Origin of the sequence: Streptomyces sp. NPDC001480 (genome assembly GCF_042894725.1) — a bacterium.
Lineage (GTDB): Bacteria > Actinomycetota > Actinomycetes > Streptomycetales > Streptomycetaceae > Streptomyces.
This window is the reverse complement of record NZ_JBIAVX010000004.1, coordinates 114,205-138,904: the sequence shown is the minus strand read 5'-3', so window position 1 is coordinate 138,904 and position 24,700 is coordinate 114,205. Positions and strand designations below refer to the sequence as shown.

Here is a 24,700-nt window from a genome sequence, read left to right as displayed (position 1 = left end):
ACCCGGATTTTCCCGGCTTTCCGCCAAGGTTCTTGATCACGGAGAGTAGATGGCCGGAATGTGGCCCATGTGATCGATCACACACGGTGATGTGCGCGGGGCTGTCGGAAAATTCAGCGCAAAGCGAACATCACCGGGTGTGTCACGAGCCCGGTCAGATCGGCAGCGTGACCCGCATCACGAGACCACCGCCCTCCCTCGGTGTCGCCGCGATGTGGCCGCCGTGCGCGCGGGCCACGGACCGGGCGATCGACAGGCCGAGGCCCACGCCCTTGTCGCTGCCCGTGCGCTCCGTACGCAGCCGTCTGAAGGGCTCGAAGAGGTTGTCGATCTCGTACGCGGGCACGACCGGCCCGGTGTTCGAGACGGTCAGCACCGCCTGCCCGTGCTGCACCTCGGTGACGACCTCGACCCAGCCGTCCTCGGGGATGTTGTACCGCACGGCGTTCTGCACCAGGTTCAGCGCGATCCGTTCCAGCAGGACGCCGTTGCCCTGGACGACGGCCGGTTTGCACCCGCCCCGGATCCCGACGCCCTTGGCCTCGGCCTCGGCGTGCACCTGGTCGATGGCCTGCGAGGCGACCTCGGCCAGGTCCACGGGCTTGCGCTCGATGATCTGGTTGTCGCTGCGGGCGAGCAGCAGCAGGCCCTCCACGAGCTGCTCGCTGCGCTCGTTGGTGGCCAACAGTGTCTTGCCCAGCTGTTGCAGCTCCACGGGCGCGCCCGGGTCCGAGAGGTGCACCTCCAGGAGCGTGCGGTTGATCGCCAGGGGCGTGCGCAGCTCGTGCGAGGCGTTGCCGACGAAGCGCTGCTGCGCCGTGAAGGCCCGCTGGAGCCGCTCCAGCATGTCGTCGAAGGTGTCCGCGAGCTCCTTGAGCTCGTCGTCCGGGCCGTCCAGCTCGATCCGGCGGGACAGGTCGGAGCCGGCCACCGCGCGCGCGGTACGGGTGATCCGGCCGAGCGGCGACAGCACGCGGCCGGCCATGGCGTAGCCGAACGCGAAGGCGATCACTGCGAGGCCCAGCAGGGCCAGCAGCGAGCGGCTGAGCAGGTTGTCCAGGGCGGCCTGGCGCGAGTGGTCGATGCAGTCGCTGACCGCCGAGTTGAACTGGGTGAGCGTCAGGCCGGAGGCGTTGTTGACCGCGGGGCAGTCGGGGCTGGTGACCTTGATCTCGTTGCTGGCGCTGACGATCTTGAAGGGCGGCTGGTTGCCCGTGCTGATGGCCTGCGCGGCCAGCAGGTAGATGATCGACAGTAGCAGGATGCCGGCGATCAGGAACATGCCGCCGTACAGCAGCGTCAGCCGTATCCGGATGGTCGGGCGCAGCCAGGGGAACGGGGGCTCCGGCCGCCTGGGGTCCCAGGTGGGCTTCGGGGGCGCCTGTGTGGTCGCGGGCGTGGTGGCCACGGCCATCAGATCCGGTAGCCGGAGCCGGGGACGGTGACGATGACGGGCGGCTCGCCCAGCTTGCGCCGCAGCGTCATCACGGTCACACGCACCACGTTGGTGAACGGGTCGGTGTTCTCGTCCCAGGCCTTCTCCAGCAGCTGCTCGGCGGAGACGACGGCACCCTCGCTGCGCATCAGCACCTCCAGGACGGCGAACTCCTTCGGCGCGAGCTGGACCTCCTTGCCGTCGCGGAAGACCTCGCGGCGGTTGGGGTCCAGCTTGATGCCGGCGCGCTCCAGGACCGGCGGCAGCGGCACGCTGGTGCGCCGGCCGAGGGCGCGCACGCGCGCGATGAGCTCGCTGAACGCGAACGGCTTGGGCAGGTAGTCGTCGGCGCCGATCTCCAGGCCCTCGACGCGGTCGCTGACGTCACCGGAGGCGGTGAGCATCAGCACACGGGTGGGCATGCCGAGCTCGACGATCTTCCGGCAGACGTCGTCGCCGTGCACCAGCGGAAGGTCGCGGTCGAGGACGACCACGTCGTAGTCGTTGACGCCGATGCGTTCCAGGGCCGCCGCACCGTCGTACACGACGTCGACGGCCATGGCCTCCCGGCGCAGTCCGGTGGCCACCGCATCGGCGAGCAGCTGCTCGTCCTCGACGACGAGTACGCGCACGTCGCTTGTCCTTCCTGTGTCCACCCGCGTAGCGCGCCTGAGCGCGCGCGGGCAGGGGTCTTGACGGGATTGTGTGACCTCCATCCTGCCCTTTTCCGCCATAAGTCGGCTGTAAGACAGCGGTGGTCCCGGTGGACCACGGGCTCCGGACGGGAATGCGAGATTTTCTCCTCCGGTTGAGGTTTCCACGGAAGGGAGTGGGGGGAGGACGGCTTTACACCCCGCGATCACGCTCTGCATGTGCCGCAGCACCATGTGGTACGCCGCTGTCCGCTCATCAGCAGAGTGGGCGTGGGTGTCCGGCACCGTCGCCGCCCAGCCCGGGCAGCGCTGGGCACCCGCAGGAGACGTGATCGCCCCTTCCTCAACGGCACACCCCCGTGCCACCGACCCACGACCCAGGACGAGGGGGCCGCAGCATGGACGCTTTCACCGCAGGACTTCTGCAGCGCATAAAGACGACCGAGTCCGACCTGACGCGGGCTCGCGACGAGGGCGACGACTTCCTCGTCGAGGTGGAGCTGGCAGAGCTCGACGACCTGCGCCGCCTCGCCGCCGAACACGGTGTGGAGGTCGGCGCGCCCAGCGTCTGATCGGCCTGTGACACCCGTACGGCCACACTGACCCGTACGACAGCGGGGCCCCGGCGAATCCAGCGCCGGGGCCCTGCCGCGTCTGCCGGTCGGTCCGGCGGGCGGTCAGTCGTGCCACGCCCCGAAGTCCTCCAGCAGCCGCTGGAGGGGCTCGAAGACCCCCGGGGTGCCGGCGACGGTCAGGTCGCGTGACGGGCGCTCTCCGGGCCGTCCACCGGTCAGCGCGCCCGCCTCCCGGGCGACCAGGTCACCCGCGGCGACGTCCCAGGCGTTGAGCCCGCGCTCGTAGTACCCGTCCAGCCGGCCGCAGGCCACGTCGCACAGGTCCACCGCCGCCGAGCCGCCGCGCCGGATGTCGCGGAGCCGCGGGATCAGCCTCGCGGCCACCTCGGCCTGGTGGGCGCGGACCTCGGCGACGTAGTTGAAGCCGGTGGAGACGAGCGCCTGGTCCAGGGGCGGCGCGGGCCGGCAGGCCAGCCGGCGCTCACCGTCCCAGGCGCCGGTGGCCCAGGCCCCGCCGCCGCGTACCGCGTGGTACGTCTCGCCGCGCATCGGGGCGGCCACGACGCCGGCCACGGTCTCGCCGTCCTGTTCGGCCGCGATGGACACCGACCAGGTGGGCAGCCCGTAGAGGTAGTTGACCGTGCCGTCGAGCGGGTCGATCACCCAGCGGATGCCACTCGTGCCCTCGGTGGCGGCGCCCTCCTCGCCGAGGAAGCCGTCGTCGGGGCGGTGGGCCGAGATCAGGTCGGTGATCAGCTTCTCCGCCGCGATGTCCATCTCGGTGACGACGTCGATCGGGCTCGACTTGGTCGCGGCGACCGCGAGGTCCGCGGGACGGCCGTCCCGCAGCAGCTCCCCCGCCCGGCGAGCGGCATCCTGGGCGAGTGCCAGCAGGTCCGTGTGCAGGCTGTCGGTCACGGGGCTCCTCATGCGTAGGGGCTGTCGGCGCCCGCGGCTGCCGGGCGGGCGGCGCGGGCCGGGCAGCAGCCGACCGGGCAGACGTCGTGGCTCGCCCCGAGGGCGCCCAGGGCGCAGGGCGCGGTCTCCTGGCCGCGCTCGGCGGCGGCGCGCTCCACGATCAGGTCGCGGACCGCGGCGGCGAACCGCGGGTCGGCGCCGACGGTGGCCGAGCGGCGCACCGGCAGGCCCAGCTCCTCGGCCTTGGCCCTGGCCTCCGTGTCGAGGTCGTAGAGGACCTCCATGTGGTCGGAGACGAAGCCGATGGGCGCCATGACGACGGCCGGGACCCCCGACCCGTGCAGCTCCTCGAGGTGGTCGCAGATGTCCGGCTCCAGCCAGGGGATGTGGGGGGCACCGGAGCGGGACTGGTAGACGAGCCGCCAGGGGTGGTCGACGCCGGTGCGCTCGCGGACCGCGTCCGCGATCAGCTGGGCCACGTCCAGATGCTGCTCGACGTACGCGCCGCCCTCGCCGTGGGCCTCGACGGGGCCCGAGGTGTCGGCGGCCGCGGTCGGGATGGAGTGGGTGGTGAAGGCGAGGTGGGCGCCGGCCCGGACGTCCTCGGGGAGGTCGGCGAGGGATTCGAGCACCCCGTCGATCATGGGCTGGAGGAAGCCCGGGTGGTTGAAGTAGTGGCGCAGCTTGTCGATCTTCGGCAGCTCCAGGCCCTCGGCCTCCAGCGCGGCCAGGGAGTCGGCGAGGTTCTCGCGGTACTGGCGGCAGCCCGAGTACGAGGCGTAGGCGCTGGTGGCGAGCACCAGGATGCGGCGGCGGCCGTCGGCGACCATCTCGCGCAGGGTGTCCGTCAGGTACGGGGCCCAGTTGCGGTTGCCCCAGTAGACCGGCAGGTCCAGGCCGTGCTCGGCGAAGTCCTTGCGCAGGGCGTCCAGCAGGGCGCGGTTCTGGCCGTTGATGGGGCTGACCCCGCCGAACAGGAAGTAGTGCTGCCCGACTTCCTTGAGGCGTTCCTTGGGGATGCCGCGCCCGCGGGTCACGTTCTCCAGGAAGGGGACCACGTCGTCCGGGCCCTCGGGGCCTCCGAACGAGAGCAGGAGCAGGGCGTCGTAGGGGGTGGCATCGAGCACGTCTGGCATGGCTCGATCCTGCCACCCGGCACCGACAGCCCGGAAACAGCGGAGTGAAGAGTCGGGTTCCGGCCGGTTTTCGGCTGGTTTCACCTCGCGAATTCCCGGGTGCGTTAGGGTCACCTAACTCGTAAGCTGTATCAGCCGCATTGGCGCCTTACGTCCGAGACCGGAGACCCGCGTGCCCAGCCCCTACCGCGCCCTGTTCGCCGTCCCCGGCACCAAGGGCTTCTCCGCCGCGGGCTTCCTCGGCCGGATGCCGCTGTCGATGATGGGCATCGGCGTGGTCACGATGATCTCGCAGCTCACCGGGCGGTACGGGCTCGCGGGCGCCCTGTCGGCCGCCATCGCGCTGTCCGCCGCCGCGATAGGGCCGCAGATATCCCGGCTGGTGGACCAGTACGGCCAGCGCAGGGTGTTGCGCCCGGCGACGCTGGGAGCGCTCGCCTCGACCGCCGGGCTGCTGCTGGCGGCGCACCTGGGGTGGCCGGACCCGGTGCTGTTCGTCTGCGCGGCCGGCATCGGCTGTGTGCCGAGCCTGGGCGCGATGATCCGGGCCCGCTGGGCCGCTCTGTACCGGGGCACTCCCCAGCTGCACACGGCGTACTCGTTCGAGTCCGTGGTGGACGAGGTCTGCTTCATCTTCGGGCCGATCGTCTCCATCGGCCTGTCCTCGGCATGGTTCCCGGAGGCGGGCCCGCTGCTGGCCGGCTGTTTCCTGGCGGCCGGGGTCTTCTGGCTGACCGCCCAGCGCGCCACCGAGCCCGAGCCGCACCCGCGTGCGCACCAGGGCGGCGGCAGCGCCCTGCGCTCGCCGGGCCTGCGGGTGCTGGTGGCCACCTTCGTCGCCACGGGAGCGATCTTCGGGGCGGTCGACGTGGTCACCGTCGCCTTCGCCGACGAGCGCGGTCACAAGGCCGCGGCCAGCGTGGTCCTGGCGCTGTACGCGGCGGGTTCCTGCGCGGCCGGAGTGGTGTTCGGGCTGCTGCGCTTCGCGGGGGCGCCGGAACGCAGGTGGCTGCTGGGCATATGCGCGATGGCCGTGAGTATGATCCCCCTCCTACTGGTCGGAAACTTGTCGCTTCTGGCCGTGGCGCTGTTCGTTGCGGGCCTGTCCATCGCGCCGACGATGATCACGACGATGTCCCTCATCGAAGAGCACGTACCTCGCGCGCAGCTCACCGAGGGGATGACCTGGGTGAGCACCGGCCTGGCGGTCGGGGTCGCGCTCGGCTCGTCCGCGGCCGGCTGGGTGATCGACGCAGCCGGCGCGCACGCCGGGTACGGGGTTCCGGCGGTGTCCGGGGCCGTCGCGGTCGCGGTCGGTTTCCTCGGGTACCGCCGGCTCAGCAGGCCGGCTCCGGGTCGGGGAGGCACCCTTGAGCACCACAGCGAGCGGGAAGAACGGCACGTGGCGTAACTGGGGAGGCAACGTCGTCGCCCGTCCCGCGCGGGAGGTGACTCCCGCCTCCGTTGAGGAGCTGGCCGCGGCGGTGCGCCGGGCCGCCGAGGACGGTCTGAAGGTGAAGGCCGTCGGTACCGGGCACTCCTTCACCGCCATCGCGGCCACCGACGGGGTGTTGATCCGCCCTCAACTGTTGACCGGCATCCGCGACATCGACCGCGAGGCCATGACGGTCACCGTCGAGGCGGGCACCCCGCTCAAGAGACTCAACGTCGCCCTGGCCCGTGAGGGCCTGTCGCTGACCAACATGGGCGACATCATGGAGCAGACGGTCTCGGGCGCCACCAGCACCGGGACGCACGGCACCGGCCGGGAGTCGGCCTCCATAGCCGCCCAGATCAAGGGACTCGAACTGGTCACGGCGGACGGGTCGGTGCTCACCTGTTCCGAGAAGGGGACCGAGGAAGAACGCGCGGTGTTCGCGGCCGCCCGCATCGGTCTGGGCGCCCTGGGCATCGTCACCGCGATCACCTTCGCCGTGGAGCCGATCTTCCTGCTCACGGCCCGCGAGGAACCGATGTCCTTCGACCGGGTGTTGGCCGAGTTCGACCAACACTGGGCGGAGAACGAACACTTCGAGTTCTACTGGTTCCCGCACACCGGGAACACCAACACCAAGCGCAACAACCGCAGCGCCGGACCGGAGAAGCCGATCGGGCAGCTGTCGGGCTGGTTCGAGGACGAGTTCCTCTCCAACGGCGTCTTCCAGGCGGCCAACTGGGTGGGCCGCGCGGTGCCCGCGACCGTCCCGGCCATCGCCCGGATATCCAGCCGGGCGCTGTCGGCGCGGACGTACACCGACATCCCCTACAAGGTCTACACCTCGCCCCGCCGGGTGCGGTTCGTGGAGATGGAGTACGCCGTCCCGCGCGCGGCCCTGGTCGACACGCTGCGCGAACTCAAGGCGATGGTCGACCGTTCGAACCTCAGGATCAGCTTCCCGGTCGAGGTGCGCACCGCCCCGGCCGACGACATCACCCTGTCCACCGCCTCCGGACGGGACAGCGCCTACGTCGCCGTCCACATGTTCAAGGGCACCCCCTATCAGGCGTACTTCACCGCCGCCGAGCGCATCTTCACCGCGCACGAGGGGCGGCCGCACTGGGGCAAGGTGCACACGCGGGACGCCGCGTACTTCGCCGAGGTCTACCCCCGCTTCGGCGAGTTCACCACCCTGCGGGACCGGCTGGACCCGGATCGGCGGTTCCAGAACGACTACCTGCGGCGGGTGCTGGGGGCGTAGGCGTACGCCGGCAGGGGCGCACGTCGGAATCACCGGTTCCACTTCCGGGGATCATGTGAAACATGCCACTCTCATGATCGCGAAAACCGCTTGCGGACGGCGGACTCCTGCCCCTTGCCTGAAGTTGGGCGGCGCGCCCATCCACGCACATGGTCCAAATGGAGTACTGTTGCGAGCCCTGGGACCGGTCTCCCGCCAGGGTGTCCGGGGCCTTGCAGGACCGCCGGGAGGGGGGCTAGTTGCACAGGGTGACGGAGTTGGTCACTTAGCGTTGCGAACAGGTAACCGTGCCATAACGGCGTTCGCGGGCCCGTGCCCGACACGCCGGGCAACTCGGCAAGGTTGTGGCAGGCTGCACCCGGGCAGGCCACACTCGACTAGCGGAAGCAGCGACGCACGTGACGTCGGCAGGCACCACCCGGGAGGTCCCCATGCCCGAACTGCGTGTCGTGGCCGTCTCGAATGACGGCACACGGCTGGTGCTGAAGGCTGCCGACTCTACGGAGTACACGCTTCCGATCGACGAACGCCTGCGCGCCGCCGTGCGCGGCGACCGGCCCCGCCTCGGCCAGATCGAGATCGAGGTGGAGAGCCATCTCCGCCCCCGTGACATCCAGGCGCGGATACGTGCGGGCGCGACCGCGGAAGAGGTCGCGCAGCTCGCCGGCATCCCCGTCGACCGGGTGCGGCGCTTCGAGGGTCCGGTACTGGCCGAACGCGCCTTCATGGCCGAGCGGGCCCGCAAGACCCCGGTCCGCCGGCCCGGCGAGAACTCCGGTCCGCTGCTCGGCGAGGCCGTCCAGGAGCGCCTGTTGCTGCGCGGTGCCGAGAAGGACACCGTGCAGTGGGACTCCTGGCGCCGCGACGACGGCACCTGGGAGGTCCTGCTGGTCTACCGGGTCGCGGGCGAGCCGCACTCGGCGAGCTGGACGTACGACCCGCCCCGGCGGCTCGTCCAGGCCTTCGACGACGAGGCGCGCTCCCTGATCGGGGAGTCCGACGACCTCGGCTCGCCCGAGCCGAGCTTCCCCTTCGTGCCGCGCATCGCCCGGCTGCCGCGTGACCGCCCGCTGGACCGCGCCCTGGAGCGGGGACCCAGCCTGCCGTCGCAGGCGCCCGAGCCGGCCGAGGAGAGCACGGGCGAGCGCGACTCGCTGACCAGCCTCCTGGAGGCGGTGCCCAGCTTCCGGGGCGACCTGGTGGTCCCGGAGCGGCCCGCGGAGTCCACCGAGGAGCCGCCGGAGACCGAACCGGAGGCGGAGGAACCGCCCGCCCCGGCGGCCTCGGCCGGTTCCGCCTACGCGGACGTCCTCATGCCCCGCTCGGTCGCCAGCCACCGCGACCGCCTGGTCGGCGCCACCGACCGCCAGGCCGAGGCCGACGGGGTCCGCCCCGGACGCCGGGCCGCCGTTCCCAGCTGGGACGAGATCGTGTTCGGGACCCGGCGCAAGAAGCAGGAGTAGCGGACCGTACGGCCGTACAGGAGGGGGCTTCCGCACCGGAAGCCCCCTCCGTCCGCCGGCCGCTCCGCCCGCGGCCTCCCGTTACTGCGGGTCGGGCCCCGTCGCCACCGGCCGGGACGGGTCCGAGGACCACTCCGACCAGGAACCCACGTACAGCGCCGCCGGGATGCCCGCGACCGCGAGGGCCAGTGCCTCATGGGCCGCGGAGACACCGGAGCCGCAGTAGACACCGACCTCGGCATCCTGCGTCGCGCCGAGGTTCTTGAAACGGGCCCGCAGCTCCTCGGCGGGCAGGAACCGGCCGTCCGCCGTCACGTTCTCGGTCGTCGGCGCGGACACGGCACCCGGGATGTGCCCGCCGACCCGGTCGATGGGCTCCACGTCCCCCCGGTACCGCTCCGCCGCCCGGGCGTCGAGCAGCACGCCGGAGCGGGCCAGCGCGGCGGCGGCGTCCGCGTCGAGGAGCCCCCCGGGACCCGGCACCGGCTCGAAGTCACCCTGGGCCGGGGCGGGTACGTCCGTCGAAAGCGTGCCCTCCCAGGCCGGCAACCCGCCGTCGAGGACCCGCACGTCCGGGTGACCCGTCCAGCGCAGCAGCCACCACGCACGCGCGGCCGCCCAGCCCTGTCCCCCGTCGTACACGACCACCGGCCGGCCCGGCGACACGCCCGCCCGGCGCATCGCGGCGCCGAACTCCTTCAGATCCGGCAGGGGATGACGGCCGCGCTCCCCCGGCGCAGAGGCGAGTTCCGCGTCCAGGTCGACGAACACGGCACCGGGCAGGTGCCCGGCCGCGTACTCGGCCCGCCCGTCGAAGGCCGGCGCCCCGGCCGCCTTGGCCATGCTGAGCTGCCAGCGGACGTCCAGCAGCACGGGCGGATTGGCCCCGGTCAAGTCGTGCGCGAGTTCCGTTGCGGTGATGATGGCTTTCATGGCGTCCATCCATACGTCAGGGGTGGCCGCGTCGTCCAGGTCCGACTACTCTGCTCCGCCGGACAGGCTCGATCACCAGGCGTACGGGATCGGGCACATGCTGTACATCCGATGAACACCTGGCGGCGCCGCCGTGGCTCCGGGGGGCCACGCACGGGGCGGGCATCGGCACGGGGCGTGCGCGCGGTCTGTGCACGTGGATGCGGGAAGCGGAAGCGACACGGCCACCGCGAGGGGCCGGGGAGAGAGTGACGATGACCGAGGCACGGGGGTCGGCCGGCCCGAACGGCGGCACGCACGGTCGGCGCGCGCCCGGCACACCCTGCTGGGTGAGTCTCATGGTGCACGGGCTGACGACGACCGAGGAGTTCTACGGGGAGCTCTTCGGCTGGGAGTTCGAGCCCGGTCCCGAGCAGCTCGGCCCGTGTGTGCGGGCCCTGCTCGACGGGCGTTGGGTGGCAGGCATCGGCGAGCTGGCGCCGGGCCTCGCGCTGCCCATCGCCTGGACGCCGTACTTCGCCTCGGACGACGTGGGCCTGACGGCCGAAACGGTACGGCTGTGCGGCGGCACCGTGGGCGTGGGCCCCCTGGACGCGGCCGACGAAGGACGGCTTCTCCTCGCCTCCGACACCTCGGGCGCCGTGTTCGGCGTCTGGCAGGGAATGCCGGGTCACCCCGTCACCGGCGTCCACGGCACACCGGCCTGGAACAAACTGCTGACCTTCGAGACCGAGAGCGTCTCCAAGTTCTACAAGACGGTGTTCGGCTACGAGGAGGAGCCGGTGGTCACCGCCGACTTCGACGACTATGTGACCCTGTGCCTGGCGGACGGTCCGGTCGCCGGCATCCACGGTGTCGGCCAATCCCTGCCCCGGGGCCGGGGCTCGCACTGGCTGACGTACTTCCAGGTCGACGACGCCGACGGCGCGCTGCGGCGGGTGGCCGAGCTGGGCGGCCGGGTCCTCGAACCGGCCCACGACACCGCGCACGGCCGGGTCGCGACGGTGACGGATCCGGAGGGGGCGCCGTTCTCGGTGGTCCAGGATCCTCGCTAGCGCGGGCCGTCCAGCGGTCCGGTCGGGTGTCCGGGCAGATGTCGGGGCAGCGGTCCGGTCAGTGGTGTGTTCAGGGGGAGGAGACGGGCAGGACGTCCGGGGACAGGGCCGCCGCGCGGGACGTCGCCGCGGTCATGCGACGGCGGTGGTGGCGGCGGCAGAGCACCTCGTAGCCGATCTCGTCCGCGGAGCCGGTGACATCGCCGATGACGACCTGGGCGCCCTCGACGACCATGACGCCGCCCACCGTGCGGGCGTTGTGCGTGGCGCGGGCGCCGCACCAGCACAGGGCCTCGACCTGGAGGACCTCGACGCGGTCGGCGAGCTCCACCAGCCGCTGGGAGCCGGGGAACAGCTTGGAGCGGAAGTCGGTGGTGATGCCGAAGGCGTACACGTCCAGGCCCAGGTCGTCGACGACACGGGCGAGCTGGTCTATCTGCTCGGGCGCCAGGAACTGCGCCTCGTCCGCGATGACGTAGTCGGCGCGGCGGCCCTGGGAGAGGTGGTCGACGAGGTACGCGTACAGGTCCTGTCCGTCCTCCACCTCGACGGCGTCGGTGACCAGGCCGAGGCGGCTGGACAGCTTGCCCTCGCCCGCGCGGTCGTCGCGGGTGAAGATCATGCCGACGAGGCCGCGCGCGGAGCGGTTGTGCTCGATCTGCAGAGCCAGCGTCGACTTCCCGCAGTCCATGGTTCCGGAGAAGAACACCAGCTCGGGCATGGCGAGTTGAACACCTTTCGGTGAAGGGGTAAGGGGCGGGACGTCAGGAGCGTACTTCGAGCAGGGGAACGAGCTGCTCGGCAGGGGTCATGGAACCGTGGTTGCCGACCATCGACGACTCCTTCGGCTCCCGCTCGGAGGCGATGAGCAGCACGTCGTCGTGCGCGGCCGCGACCACGTCACCGATGCGCGGGTACACGCGGTCGTCGATCCGCGGACCGAACCAGCCCGCCGCGACCGCCTCGTCCCGCGAGGCCACCCAGAACTGCTCGCCGAGCACCTCGCGCCAGACGGTCAGGACGTCGTTCTCGGCGCCCGGCACCGCGTACACGTGGCGGGCCCGTCCCTCGCCGCCCAGCAGGGCGACCCCGGCGCGCAGTTCCCAGTCCTCGTCGAAGTCGATGCGGTGCTGCTCGTCGAACGGGATGTCGACCATGCCGTGGTCGGCGGTGATGTAAAGCGCGCTCCGCGGGGGCAGTTGCTCGGCCAGGCGCTGGGCCAGCCGGTCGACGCACATCAGCTGGCCGCGCCAGGTGTCGGACGCGATGCCGTAGCGGTGCCCGGCGCCGTCCAGTTCGGCGTAGTACGTGTAGACCAGGGAGCGGTCGCCGGCCGCCAGTTGCTCGGCCGCGAGGTCCATGCGCTCCTCGCCGGTCAGCCGCCCGAGGAACGTCCCGCCGCTGAGCGCGACCTTGGTCAGCGGGGTGTTCTCGAAGGTCGGGGAGGACACCTGGGCGGCGTGCACACCCGCCTTCTGGGCCAGCTGGAAGACGGTGGGGTACGGCTGCCACGGGCCGGGCGGTGTCCAAGGGTTCCAGCGGAGCTGGTTCATCAGCTCGCCGGTCGCCGGATTGCGGACCGTGTAGCCGGGCAGACCGTGCGCGCCCGGCGGCAGGCCGGTGCCGACGGAGGCCAGGGAGGTCGCGGTGGTCGCCGGGTATCCGGCGGTGAGCGGGCGGCCCGTGCCCCCGCGCGAGCTGCCGAGCAGCGAGGTCAGGAAGGGGGCCTCGTCGGGATGGGCCTTGATCTGCTCCCAGCCGAGACCGTCGATCAGGAAGACGCAGTTGCGGTCCGCCGGGGTCAGCTCCGTGATCGCGGCGGTCATGTCGGGTACGGCCATCCCGGCGGCCAGGGTGGGCAGCAGGTCGGCGAGCGACCCCGTGCCGTACTCGGGCAGCGGTGCCGAGTCGAGGGAGAGCGGTTCCGGGTGGTCCCAGGCTGCGGCTGTGGACTGGGACATCAGCGGGTGACGTCCGCGGTCGCCTCGGAGATGGCCTGCGCGAAGGCGAGCGCCTGGCGCACCGTCTCCGGGCCGTCCCCGGCCTCGCTCACCCGCAGGCTGAGGTCGTCGGCCGTCGAGCTGCCGGTGTAGCCGTGGTCGGCCTCGCAGTTGGGGTCGCCGCAGGCGGCGGGCTCCAGGTCGAGGCGGGAGACGGCGCCCCAGCCGATGGTCAGCACGACCTCGCGGGGCAGGGTGCCCGGGGTGTACTGCTCCGGGTTGGCGACCACGCGGCTGACGACCACCGACGAGATCCGGCCGAGCTTCACCGACTCGGTGGACGTCGTGGCGTACGGCGTCGGAGAGGTGCTGTCGGCGGCCTGCTCGTCGGTGTGGCTGACGATGAACCGGTTGTCGGTGAGGACCAGCACGGTCACGTGCCGCCGCACTTCGTTCTGGTCGAACGTGGTCTCCTGGTGGACCAGGTACGACCGGATGGGCTCGCCGCCCACAGCGGCCTCCACCGCCTCGGCCACGAGGGCCGGGTAGTAGCCGCTGCGCTCGATCGCCGCGCGCAGCCCCTGGGACGTCGTACTGGTCTTGGCCATGGCGTCCATCCTAATCCGTGGGCGGGGGCGGTCCGGGCCAGTCAGGGGCACGCGGGCGGGGCCCCCGCGGCCGTACGCGGGTGTGCGGAACGCCCCTCCCCGGCTCAGTAGACCGGCAGGGTGCGCGGGCCGAGGTCGTCGCGGGCCGGCGGGGGTGCGAGGCGCACGGAGGCGCCGAGGACGCTCAGGCCCTGCGGGGCGACCACGACGGGCTCCATGGTGACCGCGACGACCTCGGGGTGGTCGTCGACCAGCCGGGACACCCGCAGCAGCAGCTCCTCCAGGGCCGCGGTGTCCACGGGGGTCGAGCCGCGCCAGCCGAACAGCAGCGGCGCCGTCCGGATCGACCGCACCAGGGAGGTCGCCTCCCGGTCGGTCACCGGAACCAGCCGGTGACCGATGTCGCCGAGCAGTTGCGAGGCCGCTCCGGCGAGTCCGAAGGAGAGCACCGCCCCGGCCGCCGGGTCGATCACGGCCCGTACGACGGTGTCGACGCCGCGCGGTGCCATCCCCTGCACCACCGGCCGCAGCTCCTCGGGCCGGCCGAACAGCTCGGTCAACTCCGCGTATGTCCGGCGCAGTTGCTCCTCGTCCGCGAGGTCGAGGCGTACGCCGCCCAGGTCGGCGCGGTGCCGCAGGTGCGGGGCGGTCGCCTTGAGGGCCACGGGGTAACCGAGGGAGCGGGCGGCTTCGGCGGCGGCGTCCGGGGTGGGGGCGGGCAGCGCGCGGTGCACCCGGATGCCGTACTTCCCGAGCAGCTCGCAGGTCTCCTGCGTCCCGAGCGTCAGGCCCTGCCCGCGCGCGAGCATCCCGTCGATCAGCCGGGCGGCTCCCTTCTCGTCGATGTCCTCGTACTCGGGCACCTTCCCCGGGTCGGCGGCCTCCCTGCGCCACTGCGCGTACTTCACGGCCTCCCCGAGAGCCCGTACGGCCCGCTCGGCGGCGGGGTAGGCGGGGATGAGCCGCGAGCCGGTCCGGGAGGTGTCGGGAGGCGCGGTCTCCCGCGCCTGTGGCGCGGTGGGCAGTCGTTCCGCCGGGCGATGGGCATCCCCCCGCTCGACGGACGCCGGCGCCGTACTGGCCGCGGCCGACAACGCCTCCGCGAGCCCCCCGAGCTCCACGTGCACGACGAGCACCGGCTTCCCCGGCACCCCGGCGGCAGCCGACCGCAGCGCCTCCGCCAGCTCCGCGTCCCCCGGCGACGACTCGCCGATCGCCGGTATGGCGGTCACCACCACCGCGTCACACGTGTCGTCGGCCAGCGCCCGGGACAGCGCCGCGTGGAAGTCCTCCGCCGAAGCCCCCGTCGTGAGGTCCAGGGGACGCATCGGCCGCAGTCCCTCCGCGAGGCACTGGTCGTACGTCAGCAGCCCCAGCGACTCCGAGTTCCCGAGGATCGCCACCCGCGGCCCGGCGGGCAGCGGCTGCCGGGCGAGCAGCAGTCCCGCGTCGACCAGTTCGGTGATCGTGTCCACCCGGATCACCCCGGCCTGCCTGAGCAGCGCGGACACGGTGGCATGGGGCAACCGCGTGGCCCGTACCGCGTGCCCTTGTGGCGCGGACCCGGCCCCCTGCACCACCACCAGCGGTTTCGCCGCGGCGGTCCGCCGGGCGAGCCGGGTGAACTTGCGGGGGTTGCCGATGGATTCCAGGTACATGAGGACGACGTCGGTGTCCGGATCGTCGTACCAGTACTGGAGGACGTCGTTGCCGGAGACGTCCGCCCTGTTGCCGGACGACACGAAGGTGGAGACACCCGTGACGCCGGTGACCCCTCCCCCGCGCCGGTGCAGCCGGGACAGCAGCGCGATGCCGATGGCGCCGGACTGGGCGAACAGCCCGATGCGGCCGGGGCGGGGCATCTCGGGTGCCAGGGAGGCGTTGAGCCGCACCTCCTCGGAGGTGTTGATGACCCCGAAGGCGTTCGGCCCGATGATCCGCATGCCGTAGGTGCGCGCCTGCCGGACGAGTGCGCGCTGCCGCTCGCGCCCGTCGGGCCCGGCCTCCGCGTAGCCGGCGGCGAGCACGACGAGCCCCTGTACGCCGTGCTCGCCGCACTCGGCGACCACTTCGGGCACGTGCTCGGCGGGCACGGCCACGACGGCCAGGTCCACGGGGCCGTCGATCTCCCGCACCGAACGGTGCGCGGGCACCCCGCCGGCCTCCTTCAGGTCCTCGGGGTAGGCCTTGTTGACGGCGTACAGGCTTCCGGTGAAGCCGGCGTCCCTGAGGTTGCCGAGGACGCCGCGCCCCACGCCCCCGGGCGTGCGGCCGACGCCGACCACGGCGACCGACCGCGGCACCAGCAGGCGCTGCACCGACCGCGCCTCGGCGCGCTGTTCCCGCGCGCGCTGGACGGCGAGCGAGCGGTCGGTGGGTTCGAGGTCGAACTCCAGGCGTACGACGCCGTCCTCGAAGCTGCGCTTCTGGGTGTACCCGGCGTCCGTGAACACCTTGATCATCTTGGTGTTGGCGGGGAGGACCTCGGCGGCGAAGCGGCGGATGCCCCGCTCGCGCGCGACGGCGGCGACGTGTTCGAGGAGGGCGGAGGCCACTCCGCGGCCCTGGTGGGCGTCCTGCACCAGGAAGGCGACCTCGGCTTCGTCGGAGGGCGCGGAGGCGGGCATGCCGTCGGCGCCGATGCGGTCATAGCGTACGGTGGCGATGAACTCGCCGCCGACCGTGGCCGCGAGTCCCACCCGGTCCACAAAGTCGTGGTGCGTGAAGCGGTGGACGTCCTTGGCGGACAGGCGCGGGTAGGGCGCGAAGAAGCGGTAGTACTTCGACTCGTCCGACACCTGTTCGTAGAAGCTGACCAGCCGGTCGGCGTCATCAACGGTGATGGGCCGGATGCGCGCGGTACCGCCGTCGCGCAGCACCACGTCCGCCTCCCAGTGGGCGGGGTACTCGTGCCGGTCCTGCCGGTCCGCCGGGGTCTGCATGGGCCCCAGAGTACGGCTCGCGTCCGACAACGGCGCGAGGCAGTCTGTGGAGGACGACATCGGATCGAGGCCGCGATCCGACCACACATCCGGACGGGACGAAGGACCGTCCGGGCATGCTTCACGATATGGGAAACTGGTCTAGACAACCCTGAGAACCGAAGGGCAGCAACACATGGCTGAGCGCCGCGTCAACGTCGGCTGGGCCGAGGGCCTCCACGCCCGCCCCGCTTCCATCTTCGTCCGAGCCGCCACGGCCGCAGGCGTGCCGGTGACGATCGCCAAGGCCGGCGGCACTCCGGTCAACGCGGCCTCCATGCTGGCCGTCCTCGGCCTCGGCGCCCAGGGCGGCGAGGAGATCGTCCTCGCCTCCGACGCCGAGGGTGCGGACGCCGCCCTGGACCGGCTGGCGAAGCTGGTCTCCGAGGGGCTCGAGGAGCTGCCCGAGACCGTCTGAGCACACACCGCGCAGAACGCCGGAGCCGCGTCGCCCCTTTCGGGCGGCGCGGCTCCGCCGTTTTACCGGGAATTCCGGTGGCACCAAGAATTCAGGCAGGGGAAAACAGCCCTCGCCGAATTGCTCTTCTTTGTATACGGTGCCCGTGTTAATGCCGCAGGCTCGGAATGTTTACGGCTTGTTGCGAGGTCCTCACACGTTCCGAACGGTCGGTGCCGCCGGTGAAACGCAGCCGGTGCGCGGCCGTCGCGCGCTCGGTGTGCAGCGCCGTGATCGCCCTGGCGCGCTCGCCGTCGCCGCGCGCCACCGCGTCCACGATGGCGCCGTGCTCGGTCCAGGACCCCACGGGGTCGGCGGGCGCCTCCACCGTGTACATCCAGGTGATCTTGTGCCGCAGCTGGGTCAGTACGGAGGTCAGGGCGTGGCTGCCGGAGGCCTGGGCGAGCGTCTCGTGGAACCAGCCGCCCAGGGAGCGCAGGTCGTCGCTGTTGCCCCGGCGGGCCCGCTCCTGGCCCAGCCGCACCAGGCCGCGCAGCACCTTGAGATGGGCCTCGGTGCGCCGCTGGGCGGCCCGGGCGGCGCCGAGCGGCTCCATCAGCATGCGCATCTCCAGCAGGTCGGCGGCCTCCTGCTCGGTCGGTTCGGCGACGCACGCGCCCGCGTGCCGCCGGGTCACCACGAAGCCCTCGGCCTCCAGGGTGCGCAGGGCCTCGCGGACGGGGACGCGCGAGACGCCGTAGCGGCGGGCGAGGAGTTCCTCCGTGAGGCGGCTGCCGCGCTCGTGGACGCCGGCGATGATGTCGTCCCGGATCGCCGTGCATACCGAGTGCGCCGGAATACGCATGACCGACCTCCGTATTCATCTCCGTGAAACGTCACCGATGGACGCGCGTTCCGTGACTCTATTGCAATGCGCGGGAATTTCCGACGGCGGGTCGGAATCCATGGATATTTTTTGGACAGCGGAAGTCGGCGGAGCAGGCCGACGGAGCGTACGGAAACCACGAAAGCCCCGGCTCGTGGGCCGGGGCTTCGGGTGGGGGGTGGGTCTTGTGGCCGGGTGGCCTTCGGACCGGGGTGGGCCTTCGTCAGACGTTCACGCCGTGCTTGCGGAGGTAGGCGACGGGGTCGACGTCGGAGCCGTAGTCGGGGCCGGTGCGGGCTTCGAAGTGGAGGTGCGGCCCGGTGGTGTTGCCGGTCGAGCCGGACAGACCGATCTGCTGGCCCGGGGTGACCTTCTGGCCCACCGAGACGCCGATGGACGACAGGTGGCCGTACTGGGTGTACATGCCGTCGGCCATCTTGATCACGATCTGGTTGCCGTACGCCCCGCCCCAGCCGGTGGACACCACGGTGCCGGAGCCGACCGCGTGGACCGCGGTGCCGCTCGCGGCGTGGAAGTCGATGCCGGTGTGCGAACCGGAGGACCACAGGGAGCTGCTCGCCTGGTAGCCGGTGGAGACGTAGGACCCGGTGATCGGCGCCACGAACGCGTTGAGCCGCTTGCGCTCGGCCTCGCGGGCCGCCCGCGCCTTGGCCTCGCGTGCCTTCTCCGCCTGCGCACGGGCCTGCTCGGCGGCCTTCTTCCGCGCCGCCTCCTCGGCCGCCTTCAGGTCGGCGGCCTCCTGCTGGGCGGCCGCCTGGGCGTCGATGTGCTCGGGGACCGACTCGCTGATGGTGATGACCGGGGTGAGGGCGGTCTGCTCCGGCGCGGGCGCGGGCTCGGCGGCGAGCGCCGGGGCGGCGAGGCTGCCGACGGCGCCGGTGGTGGCGAGGGCCGCGACACCCGCCGCGCGGGCGGTGGTGCGGTGCATCCGGCTGGGACGGCGGTGCTTCCCGGTGGCGCGGGTGAACGCCATGAAGTGGCTGGTCCTTTCCTTCCTTCTCGCCTACCGGGTTAGCTGACGGGTTCGGAGCAGGAAGGTCTCCTACGGACCCCCTCGCGGTGTGCGCGGGCGTCCGATTCACCCCAAGGGACGGTGGGTCCCCGGCTCCCCTGGCTCGCGCCGTACGGGGACTCGGCGATCGCTGTCCGGTGCCGCGGGTGCGGCGCACTGCCTGACGAACAGCCTCGACGACGCTAAGGGCCGCGACTTTCAATCCTCAAACGCAACAGGGTTTTTGTAGTGCACGCCACAGGTCAGACAGGAAACCTCCGCCCCAATTCGGACATCTGGCGAGGCACATGGGAGACGGACCGGGGGAACACCGTGGGGCCCCGGTGTTCCATCGTCACCGGGGCCCCACGCGCGCGTACCGCTGTCGCTCGGCTACTCGGCCGGCACGACGGACACCTCGCCGATGCCGAGGGCCTCGACCGGCTCCTTGATCTGTGCCGCGTCCCCGACCAGGACCGTCACCAGACGGTCCACCGGGAAGGCGTTGACGACCGCCGCGGTGGCCTCCACCGTGCCGGTCGCGGCGAGCTGCCGGTACAGCGTCGCCTGGAAGTCGTCGGGCAGGTGCTGCTCCACCTGGTCGGCCAGCGTGCTCGCCACGGCCGCCGCCGTCTCGTACTTCAGCGGCGCCACCCCGACGAGGTTCTGCACGGCCACGTCGCGCTCGGCGTCGGTGAGACCCTCCGCGGCGAGCGTGCGCAGCACCGTCCACAGGTCCTGGAGAGCCGGGCCGGTGTTCGGGGTGTCCACGGAGCCGCTGATGGCCAGCATCGAGGCGCCGTTGCCCTCGGGGCCGGACCTGAGGACCTGCCCGAACGCGCGGACGCCGTAGGTGTAGCCCTTCTCCTCGCGCAGGACGCGGTCCAGGCGGGAGGTCAGGGTGCCGCCGAGGCAGTAGGTGCCGAGCACCTGGGCGGGCCACACCCGGTCGTGCCGGTCGGCGCCGACGCGGCCGATGAGCAGCTGGGTCTGGACGGCGCCGGGGCGGTCGACGATGACGACGCGTCCGGTGTCGTCGGCGGTCACCGGCGGCACCGGGCGCGGCTCGGCCGCGGAGCCGCCCCACGCGCCCAGGGTCTCGCCGAGCAGCTCGTCGAGGTCGATGCCCGTGAGGTCGCCGACCACGACGGCGGTGGCGGTGGCGGGCCGCACGTGCCGCTCGTAGAACGCGCGGACGGCCGGCGAGTCGATCTTGGCGACGGTCTCCTCGGTGCCCTGGCGGGGCCGGGACATCCGGGAGGCCGACGGGAAGAGCTGCCGGGACAGCTCCTTGGCGGCGCGGCGGGAGGGGTTGGCCAGCTCGTGCGGGATCTCGTCGAGGCGGTTGCGCACCAGCCGCTCGACCTCGCTGTCGGCGAACGCGGGCGCTCTGAGGGCGTCGGCCAGCAGCCCGAGCCCCTTGGCCAGGCGGGAGGCCGGGACCTCCAGGCTGAGGCGGACGCCGGGGTGGTCGGCGTGCATGTCGAGCGTGGCGCCCGCACGCTCCAGCTCGGCGGCGAACTCCTCGGCCGAGTGCTTGTCGGTGCCCTCGGAGAAGGCCCGCGCCATGATCGTGGCGACGCCGTCCAGGCCGGCCGGCTCGGCGTCCAGCGGCGCGTCAAGCAGCACCTCTACGGCGACGACCTGCTGGCCGGGGCGGTGGCAGCGCAGGACGGTCAGGCCGTTGTCGAGCGCGCCGCGCTCGGGGGCCGGGAACGCCCACGGCCTGGCCTCGCCCGCCTGGGGCTGCGGGTGGAACTCCATCGCGGCGAGCTCGCTCACTTGGCTGCCTCCTCGTTCTCGCTGTGGTCGGCGCGCGTCTCCACGGTGGCCTCGGCCTCCGGGTCCTCGGGAACGTCCACGTCCTCGGTCTGCTCGGCGGCCTCCGCGGAGACCGGCTCGTAGACGAGCACCGCGCGGTTGTCGGGGCGCAGCCGGGCCTTGGCGACCTCCTGGACCTCCTCGGGGGTCACCTCCAGTACGCGCTGGACGGCGGTGAGGGCGAGCTGCGGGTCGCCGAACAGCACCGCGAACCGGCACAGTTCGTCGGCGCGGCCCGCGACCGTGCCGAGCCGGTCCAGCCACTCGCGCTCCAACTGGGCCTGGGCGCGCTCCATCTCCTCGGGCGTGGGCCCCTCCTCGGCGAACCGGGCGAGCTCCTCGTCGATCGCGCTCTCGATGACCGGCACCTCGACGTCACCGGAGGTCTTCACGTCCAGCCAGCCCAGGGAGGGCGCCCCGGCCAGCCGCAGCAGCCCGAACCCGGCCGTGACCGCCGTACGGTCCCGTCGTACCAGCCGGTTGTAGAGGCGGGAGGACTCGCCGCCGCCGAGGACGGTGAGCGCCAGGTCAGCCGCGTCCGCCGCGCGCGTGCCGTCGTGCGGGAGCCGGTAGGCGGCCATCAGGGCGCGCGCCGGAACCTCCTCCACGACGACCTCGCGCAGCTGCTCGCCGATGGTCTCGGGCAGCGTGCCGTCGCGCGGCTCGGGCTTGCCGTCGTGGCCGGGGATCGAACCGAAGTACTTCTCGATCCAGGCGAGGGTCTGCTGGGGGTCGATGTCGCCGACGACGGAGAGGACGGCGTTGTTCGGCGCGTAGTAGGTGCGGAAGAACGCGCGCGCGTCCTCCAGCGTCGCCGCGTCCAGGTCCGCCATGGAGCCGATCGGCGTGTGGTGGTAGGGGTGGCCGTCCGGGTAGGCCAGGGCGGTCAGCTTCTCGAAGGCGGTGCCGTAGGGGACGTTGTCGTAGCGCTGCCGGCGCTCGTTCTTGACGACGTCCCGCTGGTTCTCCATGGACTCGTCGTCGAGGGCGGTCAGCAGCGAGCCCATGCGGTCGGCCTCCAGCCAGAGGGCGAGCTCCAGCTGGTGGGCGGGCATGGTCTCGAAGTAGTTGGTGCGCTCGAAGCTGGTGGTGCCGTTGAGCGAGCCGCCGGCGCCCTGCACCAGTTCGAAGTGACCGTTGCCCTTCACCTGACCGGAGCCCTGGAACATCAGGTGCTCGAAGAGGTGAGCCAGACCGGTACGTCCCTTGACTTCGTGGCGGGAGCCTACGTCGTACCAGAGGCAGACCGCCGCGACCGGGGTCAGGTGGTCCTCGGAGAGCACCACGCGCAGACCGTTGGCCAGCCGGTGCTCGGTCGCTGTCAGGCCCCCGGAGCCTGCCTCGGCCGTGGTCGTGTGACCCATGGGCATGTACGTCCCTTCGATCGCGGAGGCGGTCGTGAAACCGCGGTCTTCCTGCCGGTCCTGCCACTGTATGCAAGCCTGCGCATCCCGGGCGAAGTTCCCGCACGACGTACGCCCACAGCGGATCGCGTAGCCTGCGGGCAGCCCTGCCGCGGGCGGGGCCTGTCCGACACGTCCGTGTCGTCCGCGAGGAGTCCCGTGGGCGCCCGTGCCGGGGCCTGGCCCGCGCTGTCAGTGCCGCGGTCCACAATGGTCCGCGTCAGATCCGTCAATCGCTTCAGCACGAGCGAGCCGACGTGGGCGACCCGTAGGCGAGCGACCAGAAAAGAGGAGCCGGCAGCGATGGCCCGCCGCAGCACGAAGACCCCGCCGCCCGACGACTCGTACGAGGAGAGGATCCTCGACATCGACGTCGTGGACGAGATGCGTGGCTCCTACCTCGAGTACGCGTACTCGGTCATCTACTCGCGCGCCCTGCCGGACGCCCGCGACGGCCTCAAGCCCGTGCACCGCCGCATCGTCTACCAGATGAACGAGATGGGCCTGCGCCCGGAGCGGGGCTACGTGAAGTGCGCCCGCGTCGTCGGCGACGTCATGGGCAAGCTGCACCCGCACGGCGACGCGTCGATCTACGACGCGTTGGTGCGCATGGCGCAGCCCTTCTCGATGCGCGTGCCCCTGGTGGACGGCCACGGCAACTTCGGCTCGCTGGGCAACGACGACCCGCCGGCGGCCATGCGGTACACCGAGTGCCGGATGGCCGAGGCGACGAGCCTGATGACCGAGTCGATCGACGAGGACACGGTCGACTTCGTCCCCAACTACGACGGCCAGGAGCGGGAGCCGCTCGCCCTGCCCGCCGCCTTCCCGAACCTGCTGGTCAACGGCGCTTCCGGGATCGCGGTCGGCATGGCCACCAACATGCCGCCGCACAACCTGCGCGAGGTCGTCGCGGCCGCCCGCCACCTGATCAGGCACCCGAACGCCGACCTCGACGCCCTGATGCGGCACGTCCCGGGCCCCGACCTGCCCACCGGCGGCCGGATCGTCGGCCTCTCCGGCATCCGGGACGCCTACGAGTCGGGCCGCGGCACCTTCAAGATCCGCGCCACGGTCACGGTGGAGACCGTCACCGCGCGCCGCAAGGGCCTGGTCGTCACGGAGCTGCCCTTCACCGTCGGCCCGGAGAAGGTGATCGCCAAGATCAAGGACCTGGTCGGCTCGAAGAAGCTCCAGGGCATCGCCGACGTCAAGGACCTCACCGACCGCGAGCACGGGCTGCGCCTGGTCATCGAGATCAAGAACGGCTTCGTCCCGGAGGCCGTCCTGGAGCAGCTGTACAAGCTGACGCCGATGGAGGAGTCCTTCGGCATCAACAACGTCTGCCTGGTCGACGGCCAGCCGCTCACCCTGGGCCTGAAGGAACTGCTCGAGGTCTACCTCGACCACCGCTTCGACGTCGTCCGGCGCCGCAGCGAGTTCCGCCGCGGAAAGCGCCGCGACCGCCTGCACCTGGTCGAGGGCCTGCTCACGGCCCTGGTGGACATCGACGAGGTCATCCGGCTGATCCGGTCCAGCGAGAACTCCGCGGAGGCCAAGCAGCGCCTGATGGAGCGCTTCTCGCTGAGCGAGATCCAGACGCAGTACATCCTCGACACGCCGCTGCGGCGCCTGACCAGGTTCGACCGCATCGAGCTGGAGGCGGAGAAGGACCGGCTGAACGCGGAGATCGAGGAGCTGACCCGGATCCTGGACTCGGACACCGAGCTGCGCAAGCTGGTCTCGGCCGAACTGGCCGCGGTGGCCAAGAAGTTCGGCAGCGACCGGCGCACGGTGCTGCTGGAGTCGGGGGGCGCCCCGGTGGCGGCGGTCCCGCTCCAGGTGGCGGACGATCCGTGCCGGGTGCTGCTGTCGTCGACGGGGCTGCTGGCCCGTACTGCGAACAACGAGCCGTTCACGGAGGACGCCGACGCCCGGCGCGTCAAGCACGACGTGATCGTCTCGGCGGTGCCGGCGACGGCGCGTGGCGAGGTGGGTGCGGTGACATCGGCCGGCCGGCTGCTGCGGATCAACGTGGTCGACCTGCCGCAGCTGCCCGACACGGCGACGGCGCCGAACCTGGCCGGTGGCGCGCCGCTGGCGGAGTTCGTCTCCCTCGAGGACGACGAGACGGTGGTCTGCCTGACCACGCTGGACGAGTCGTCCCCGGGTCTGGCCCTGGGCACGGAGCAGGGCGTGGTCAAGCGCGTGGTCCCCGACTACCCGTCCAACAAGGACGAGCTGGAGGTCATCACGCTCAAGGAGGGCGACCGGATCGTCGGCGCAGTGGAGCTGCGTACCGGCGACGAGGACCTGGTGTTCATCACCGACGACGCCCAGTTGCTGCGCTTCCAGGCGTCCATCGTCCGCCCGCAGGGACGTCCGGCGGGCGGCATGGCGGGCATCAAGCCGGCCGAGGGCGCGAAGGTGATCTCCTTCACCGCCGTCGACCCGGCGGTGGACGCGGTGGTCTTCACGGTGGCGGGCTCGCGCGGGACGCTGGACGACTCCGTGCAGACGACGGCCAAGCTGACCCCGTTCGACCCGTACCCGCGCAAGGGCCGGGCCACCGGCGGCGTGCGCTGCCAGCGGTTCCTGAAGGGCGAGGACTGCCTGTCCTTCGCGTGGGCGGGTCCGGCACCCGCGCGTGCGGCGCAGAAGGACGGCACCCCGGTCGAGCTTCCCGAGCCGGACCCGCGCCGGGACGGTTCGGGCACCTCGCTGTCGAAGACGGTGTGGGTGGTGGCGGGGCCGGTGCTCTAGACCTGCTCTAGACCTGCTCTAG

General features: G+C 72.1%; 20 protein-coding genes and 1 riboswitch. Of the genes, 7 read left to right on the top strand and 13 right to left on the bottom strand.

Going from position 1 to position 24,700, the window contains the following annotated elements; all coding sequences use genetic code 11:
• Nucleotides 1-154: 154 nt before the first annotated feature.
• Nucleotides 155-1,408: a sensor histidine kinase gene (locus tag ACFY01_RS10970; protein WP_390735382.1), complete on the bottom strand. Its 1,254-nt coding sequence runs from the start codon at nucleotides 1,406-1,408 to the stop codon at nucleotides 155-157.
• Nucleotides 1,409-1,413: 5 nt separating this feature from the next.
• Nucleotides 1,414-2,067 (bottom strand): response regulator transcription factor, encoded by a 654-nt coding sequence (locus ACFY01_RS10965; RefSeq protein ID WP_003993508.1) that lies wholly within the window; start codon nucleotides 2,065-2,067, stop codon nucleotides 1,414-1,416.
• 419 nt (nucleotides 2,068-2,486) lie between these two features.
• On the opposite strand from ACFY01_RS10965, the gene ACFY01_RS10960 reads away from it, so the two are divergent.
• On the top strand, nucleotides 2,487-2,660 hold the full coding sequence (locus tag ACFY01_RS10960) for a hypothetical protein (protein ID WP_390735381.1): 174 nt from the start codon (nucleotides 2,487-2,489) through the stop codon (nucleotides 2,658-2,660).
• 105 nt (nucleotides 2,661-2,765) lie between these two features.
• On the opposite strand, the gene ACFY01_RS10955 is transcribed toward ACFY01_RS10960, so the two are convergent.
• Nucleotides 2,766-3,581: an inositol monophosphatase family protein gene (locus ACFY01_RS10955; protein ID WP_390735380.1), complete on the bottom strand. Its 816-nt coding sequence runs from the start codon at nucleotides 3,579-3,581 to the stop codon at nucleotides 2,766-2,768.
• 8 nt (nucleotides 3,582-3,589) lie between these two features.
• The gene (locus tag ACFY01_RS10950; protein ID WP_390735379.1) at nucleotides 3,590-4,717 is read right to left on the bottom strand and encodes a ferrochelatase; all 1,128 of its coding nucleotides are present in this window, start codon (nucleotides 4,715-4,717) and stop codon (nucleotides 3,590-3,592) included.
• A 172-nt stretch (nucleotides 4,718-4,889) separates the two neighbouring features.
• Between ACFY01_RS10950 and ACFY01_RS10945 the strand changes: the two genes are divergently transcribed.
• The 3 genes from ACFY01_RS10945 (at nucleotide 4,890) to sepH (ending at nucleotide 8,879) form a co-directional block, all read left to right on the top strand.
• Nucleotides 4,890-6,128, top strand: a complete 1,239-nt coding sequence (locus tag ACFY01_RS10945; protein WP_390735378.1) for an MFS transporter — start codon at nucleotides 4,890-4,892, stop codon at nucleotides 6,126-6,128.
• Nucleotides 6,088-7,416 carry a D-arabinono-1,4-lactone oxidase gene (locus tag ACFY01_RS10940; RefSeq protein ID WP_390735377.1) on the top strand — a complete coding sequence of 443 codons (1,329 nt, stop codon included), beginning with the start codon at nucleotides 6,088-6,090 and terminating at the stop codon, nucleotides 7,414-7,416. Before ACFY01_RS10945 ends, ACFY01_RS10940 begins: the two co-directional genes overlap by 41 nt.
• Before the next feature lie 431 nt (nucleotides 7,417-7,847).
• The gene (sepH, locus tag ACFY01_RS10935) at nucleotides 7,848-8,879 is read left to right on the top strand and encodes a septation protein SepH (protein ID WP_390735376.1); all 1,032 of its coding nucleotides are present in this window, start codon (nucleotides 7,848-7,850) and stop codon (nucleotides 8,877-8,879) included.
• 81 nt (nucleotides 8,880-8,960) lie between these two features.
• Here the strand turns inward: sepH and ACFY01_RS10930 are convergent, their stop codons facing one another.
• Entirely contained in the window at nucleotides 8,961-9,812 is an 852-nt protein-coding gene (locus ACFY01_RS10930; protein ID WP_390735375.1) for a sulfurtransferase, read from the bottom strand.
• 254 nt (nucleotides 9,813-10,066) lie between these two features.
• Here ACFY01_RS10930 and ACFY01_RS10925 point away from each other — a divergent pair, with 254 nt between their 5' ends.
• A complete protein-coding gene (locus ACFY01_RS10925; protein ID WP_390735374.1) occupies nucleotides 10,067-10,867 on the top strand; it encodes a VOC family protein in 801 nt (266 codons plus the stop codon).
• A 70-nt stretch (nucleotides 10,868-10,937) separates the two neighbouring features.
• Here ACFY01_RS10925 and ACFY01_RS10920 read toward each other — a convergent pair whose 3' ends face one another.
• The 4 genes from ACFY01_RS10920 to ACFY01_RS10905 all read right to left on the bottom strand — a co-directional run bounded on the left by ACFY01_RS10920 (nucleotide 10,938) and on the right by ACFY01_RS10905 (nucleotide 16,357).
• A complete protein-coding gene (locus tag ACFY01_RS10920; protein WP_390735373.1) occupies nucleotides 10,938-11,588 on the bottom strand; it encodes a thymidine kinase in 651 nt (216 codons plus the stop codon).
• A 43-nt stretch (nucleotides 11,589-11,631) separates the two neighbouring features.
• The gene (locus ACFY01_RS10915; RefSeq protein ID WP_390735372.1) at nucleotides 11,632-12,828 is read right to left on the bottom strand and encodes an alkaline phosphatase family protein; all 1,197 of its coding nucleotides are present in this window, start codon (nucleotides 12,826-12,828) and stop codon (nucleotides 11,632-11,634) included.
• Nucleotides 12,828-13,424 (bottom strand): DUF5998 family protein, encoded by a 597-nt coding sequence (locus ACFY01_RS10910; protein WP_390735371.1) that lies wholly within the window; start codon nucleotides 13,422-13,424, stop codon nucleotides 12,828-12,830. The genes ACFY01_RS10915 and ACFY01_RS10910 overlap by 1 nt, the downstream gene beginning before the upstream one ends.
• A gap of 95 nt (nucleotides 13,425-13,519) precedes the next feature.
• Nucleotides 13,520-16,357, bottom strand: a complete 2,838-nt coding sequence (locus ACFY01_RS10905; protein WP_390735370.1) for a GNAT family N-acetyltransferase — start codon at nucleotides 16,355-16,357, stop codon at nucleotides 13,520-13,522.
• 175 nt (nucleotides 16,358-16,532) lie between these two features.
• Here ACFY01_RS10905 and ACFY01_RS10900 point away from each other — a divergent pair, with 175 nt between their 5' ends.
• On the top strand, nucleotides 16,533-16,814 hold the full coding sequence (locus ACFY01_RS10900) for an HPr family phosphocarrier protein (protein ID WP_030235221.1): 282 nt from the start codon (nucleotides 16,533-16,535) through the stop codon (nucleotides 16,812-16,814).
• Between the two features lie 148 nt (nucleotides 16,815-16,962).
• Here the strand turns inward: ACFY01_RS10900 and ACFY01_RS10895 are convergent, their stop codons facing one another.
• From ACFY01_RS10895 to ACFY01_RS10880, 4 genes are all read right to left on the bottom strand, one after another.
• Nucleotides 16,963-17,658: a GntR family transcriptional regulator gene (locus ACFY01_RS10895; RefSeq protein ID WP_390735369.1), complete on the bottom strand. Its 696-nt coding sequence runs from the start codon at nucleotides 17,656-17,658 to the stop codon at nucleotides 16,963-16,965.
• A gap of 244 nt (nucleotides 17,659-17,902) precedes the next feature.
• A complete protein-coding gene (locus ACFY01_RS10890; protein ID WP_390735368.1) occupies nucleotides 17,903-18,673 on the bottom strand; it encodes a M23 family metallopeptidase in 771 nt (256 codons plus the stop codon).
• 13 nt (nucleotides 18,674-18,686) lie between these two features.
• Nucleotides 18,687-18,848, bottom strand: a riboswitch (cyclic di-AMP (ydaO/yuaA leader).
• A 236-nt stretch (nucleotides 18,849-19,084) separates the two neighbouring features.
• Complete coding sequence (locus ACFY01_RS10885) at nucleotides 19,085-20,473, bottom strand: M16 family metallopeptidase (RefSeq protein WP_390735367.1); 1,389 nt, start codon at nucleotides 20,471-20,473, stop codon at nucleotides 19,085-19,087.
• Nucleotides 20,470-21,882: a M16 family metallopeptidase gene (locus ACFY01_RS10880; RefSeq protein ID WP_390735366.1), complete on the bottom strand. Its 1,413-nt coding sequence runs from the start codon at nucleotides 21,880-21,882 to the stop codon at nucleotides 20,470-20,472. Before ACFY01_RS10880 ends, ACFY01_RS10885 begins: the two co-directional genes overlap by 4 nt.
• A 336-nt stretch (nucleotides 21,883-22,218) precedes the next feature.
• Between ACFY01_RS10880 and ACFY01_RS10875 the strand changes: the two genes are divergently transcribed.
• Nucleotides 22,219-24,678 (top strand): DNA topoisomerase (ATP-hydrolyzing) subunit A, encoded by a 2,460-nt coding sequence (locus tag ACFY01_RS10875; protein ID WP_390735365.1) that lies wholly within the window; start codon nucleotides 22,219-22,221, stop codon nucleotides 24,676-24,678.
• Nucleotides 24,679-24,700: the final 22 nt, after the last annotated feature.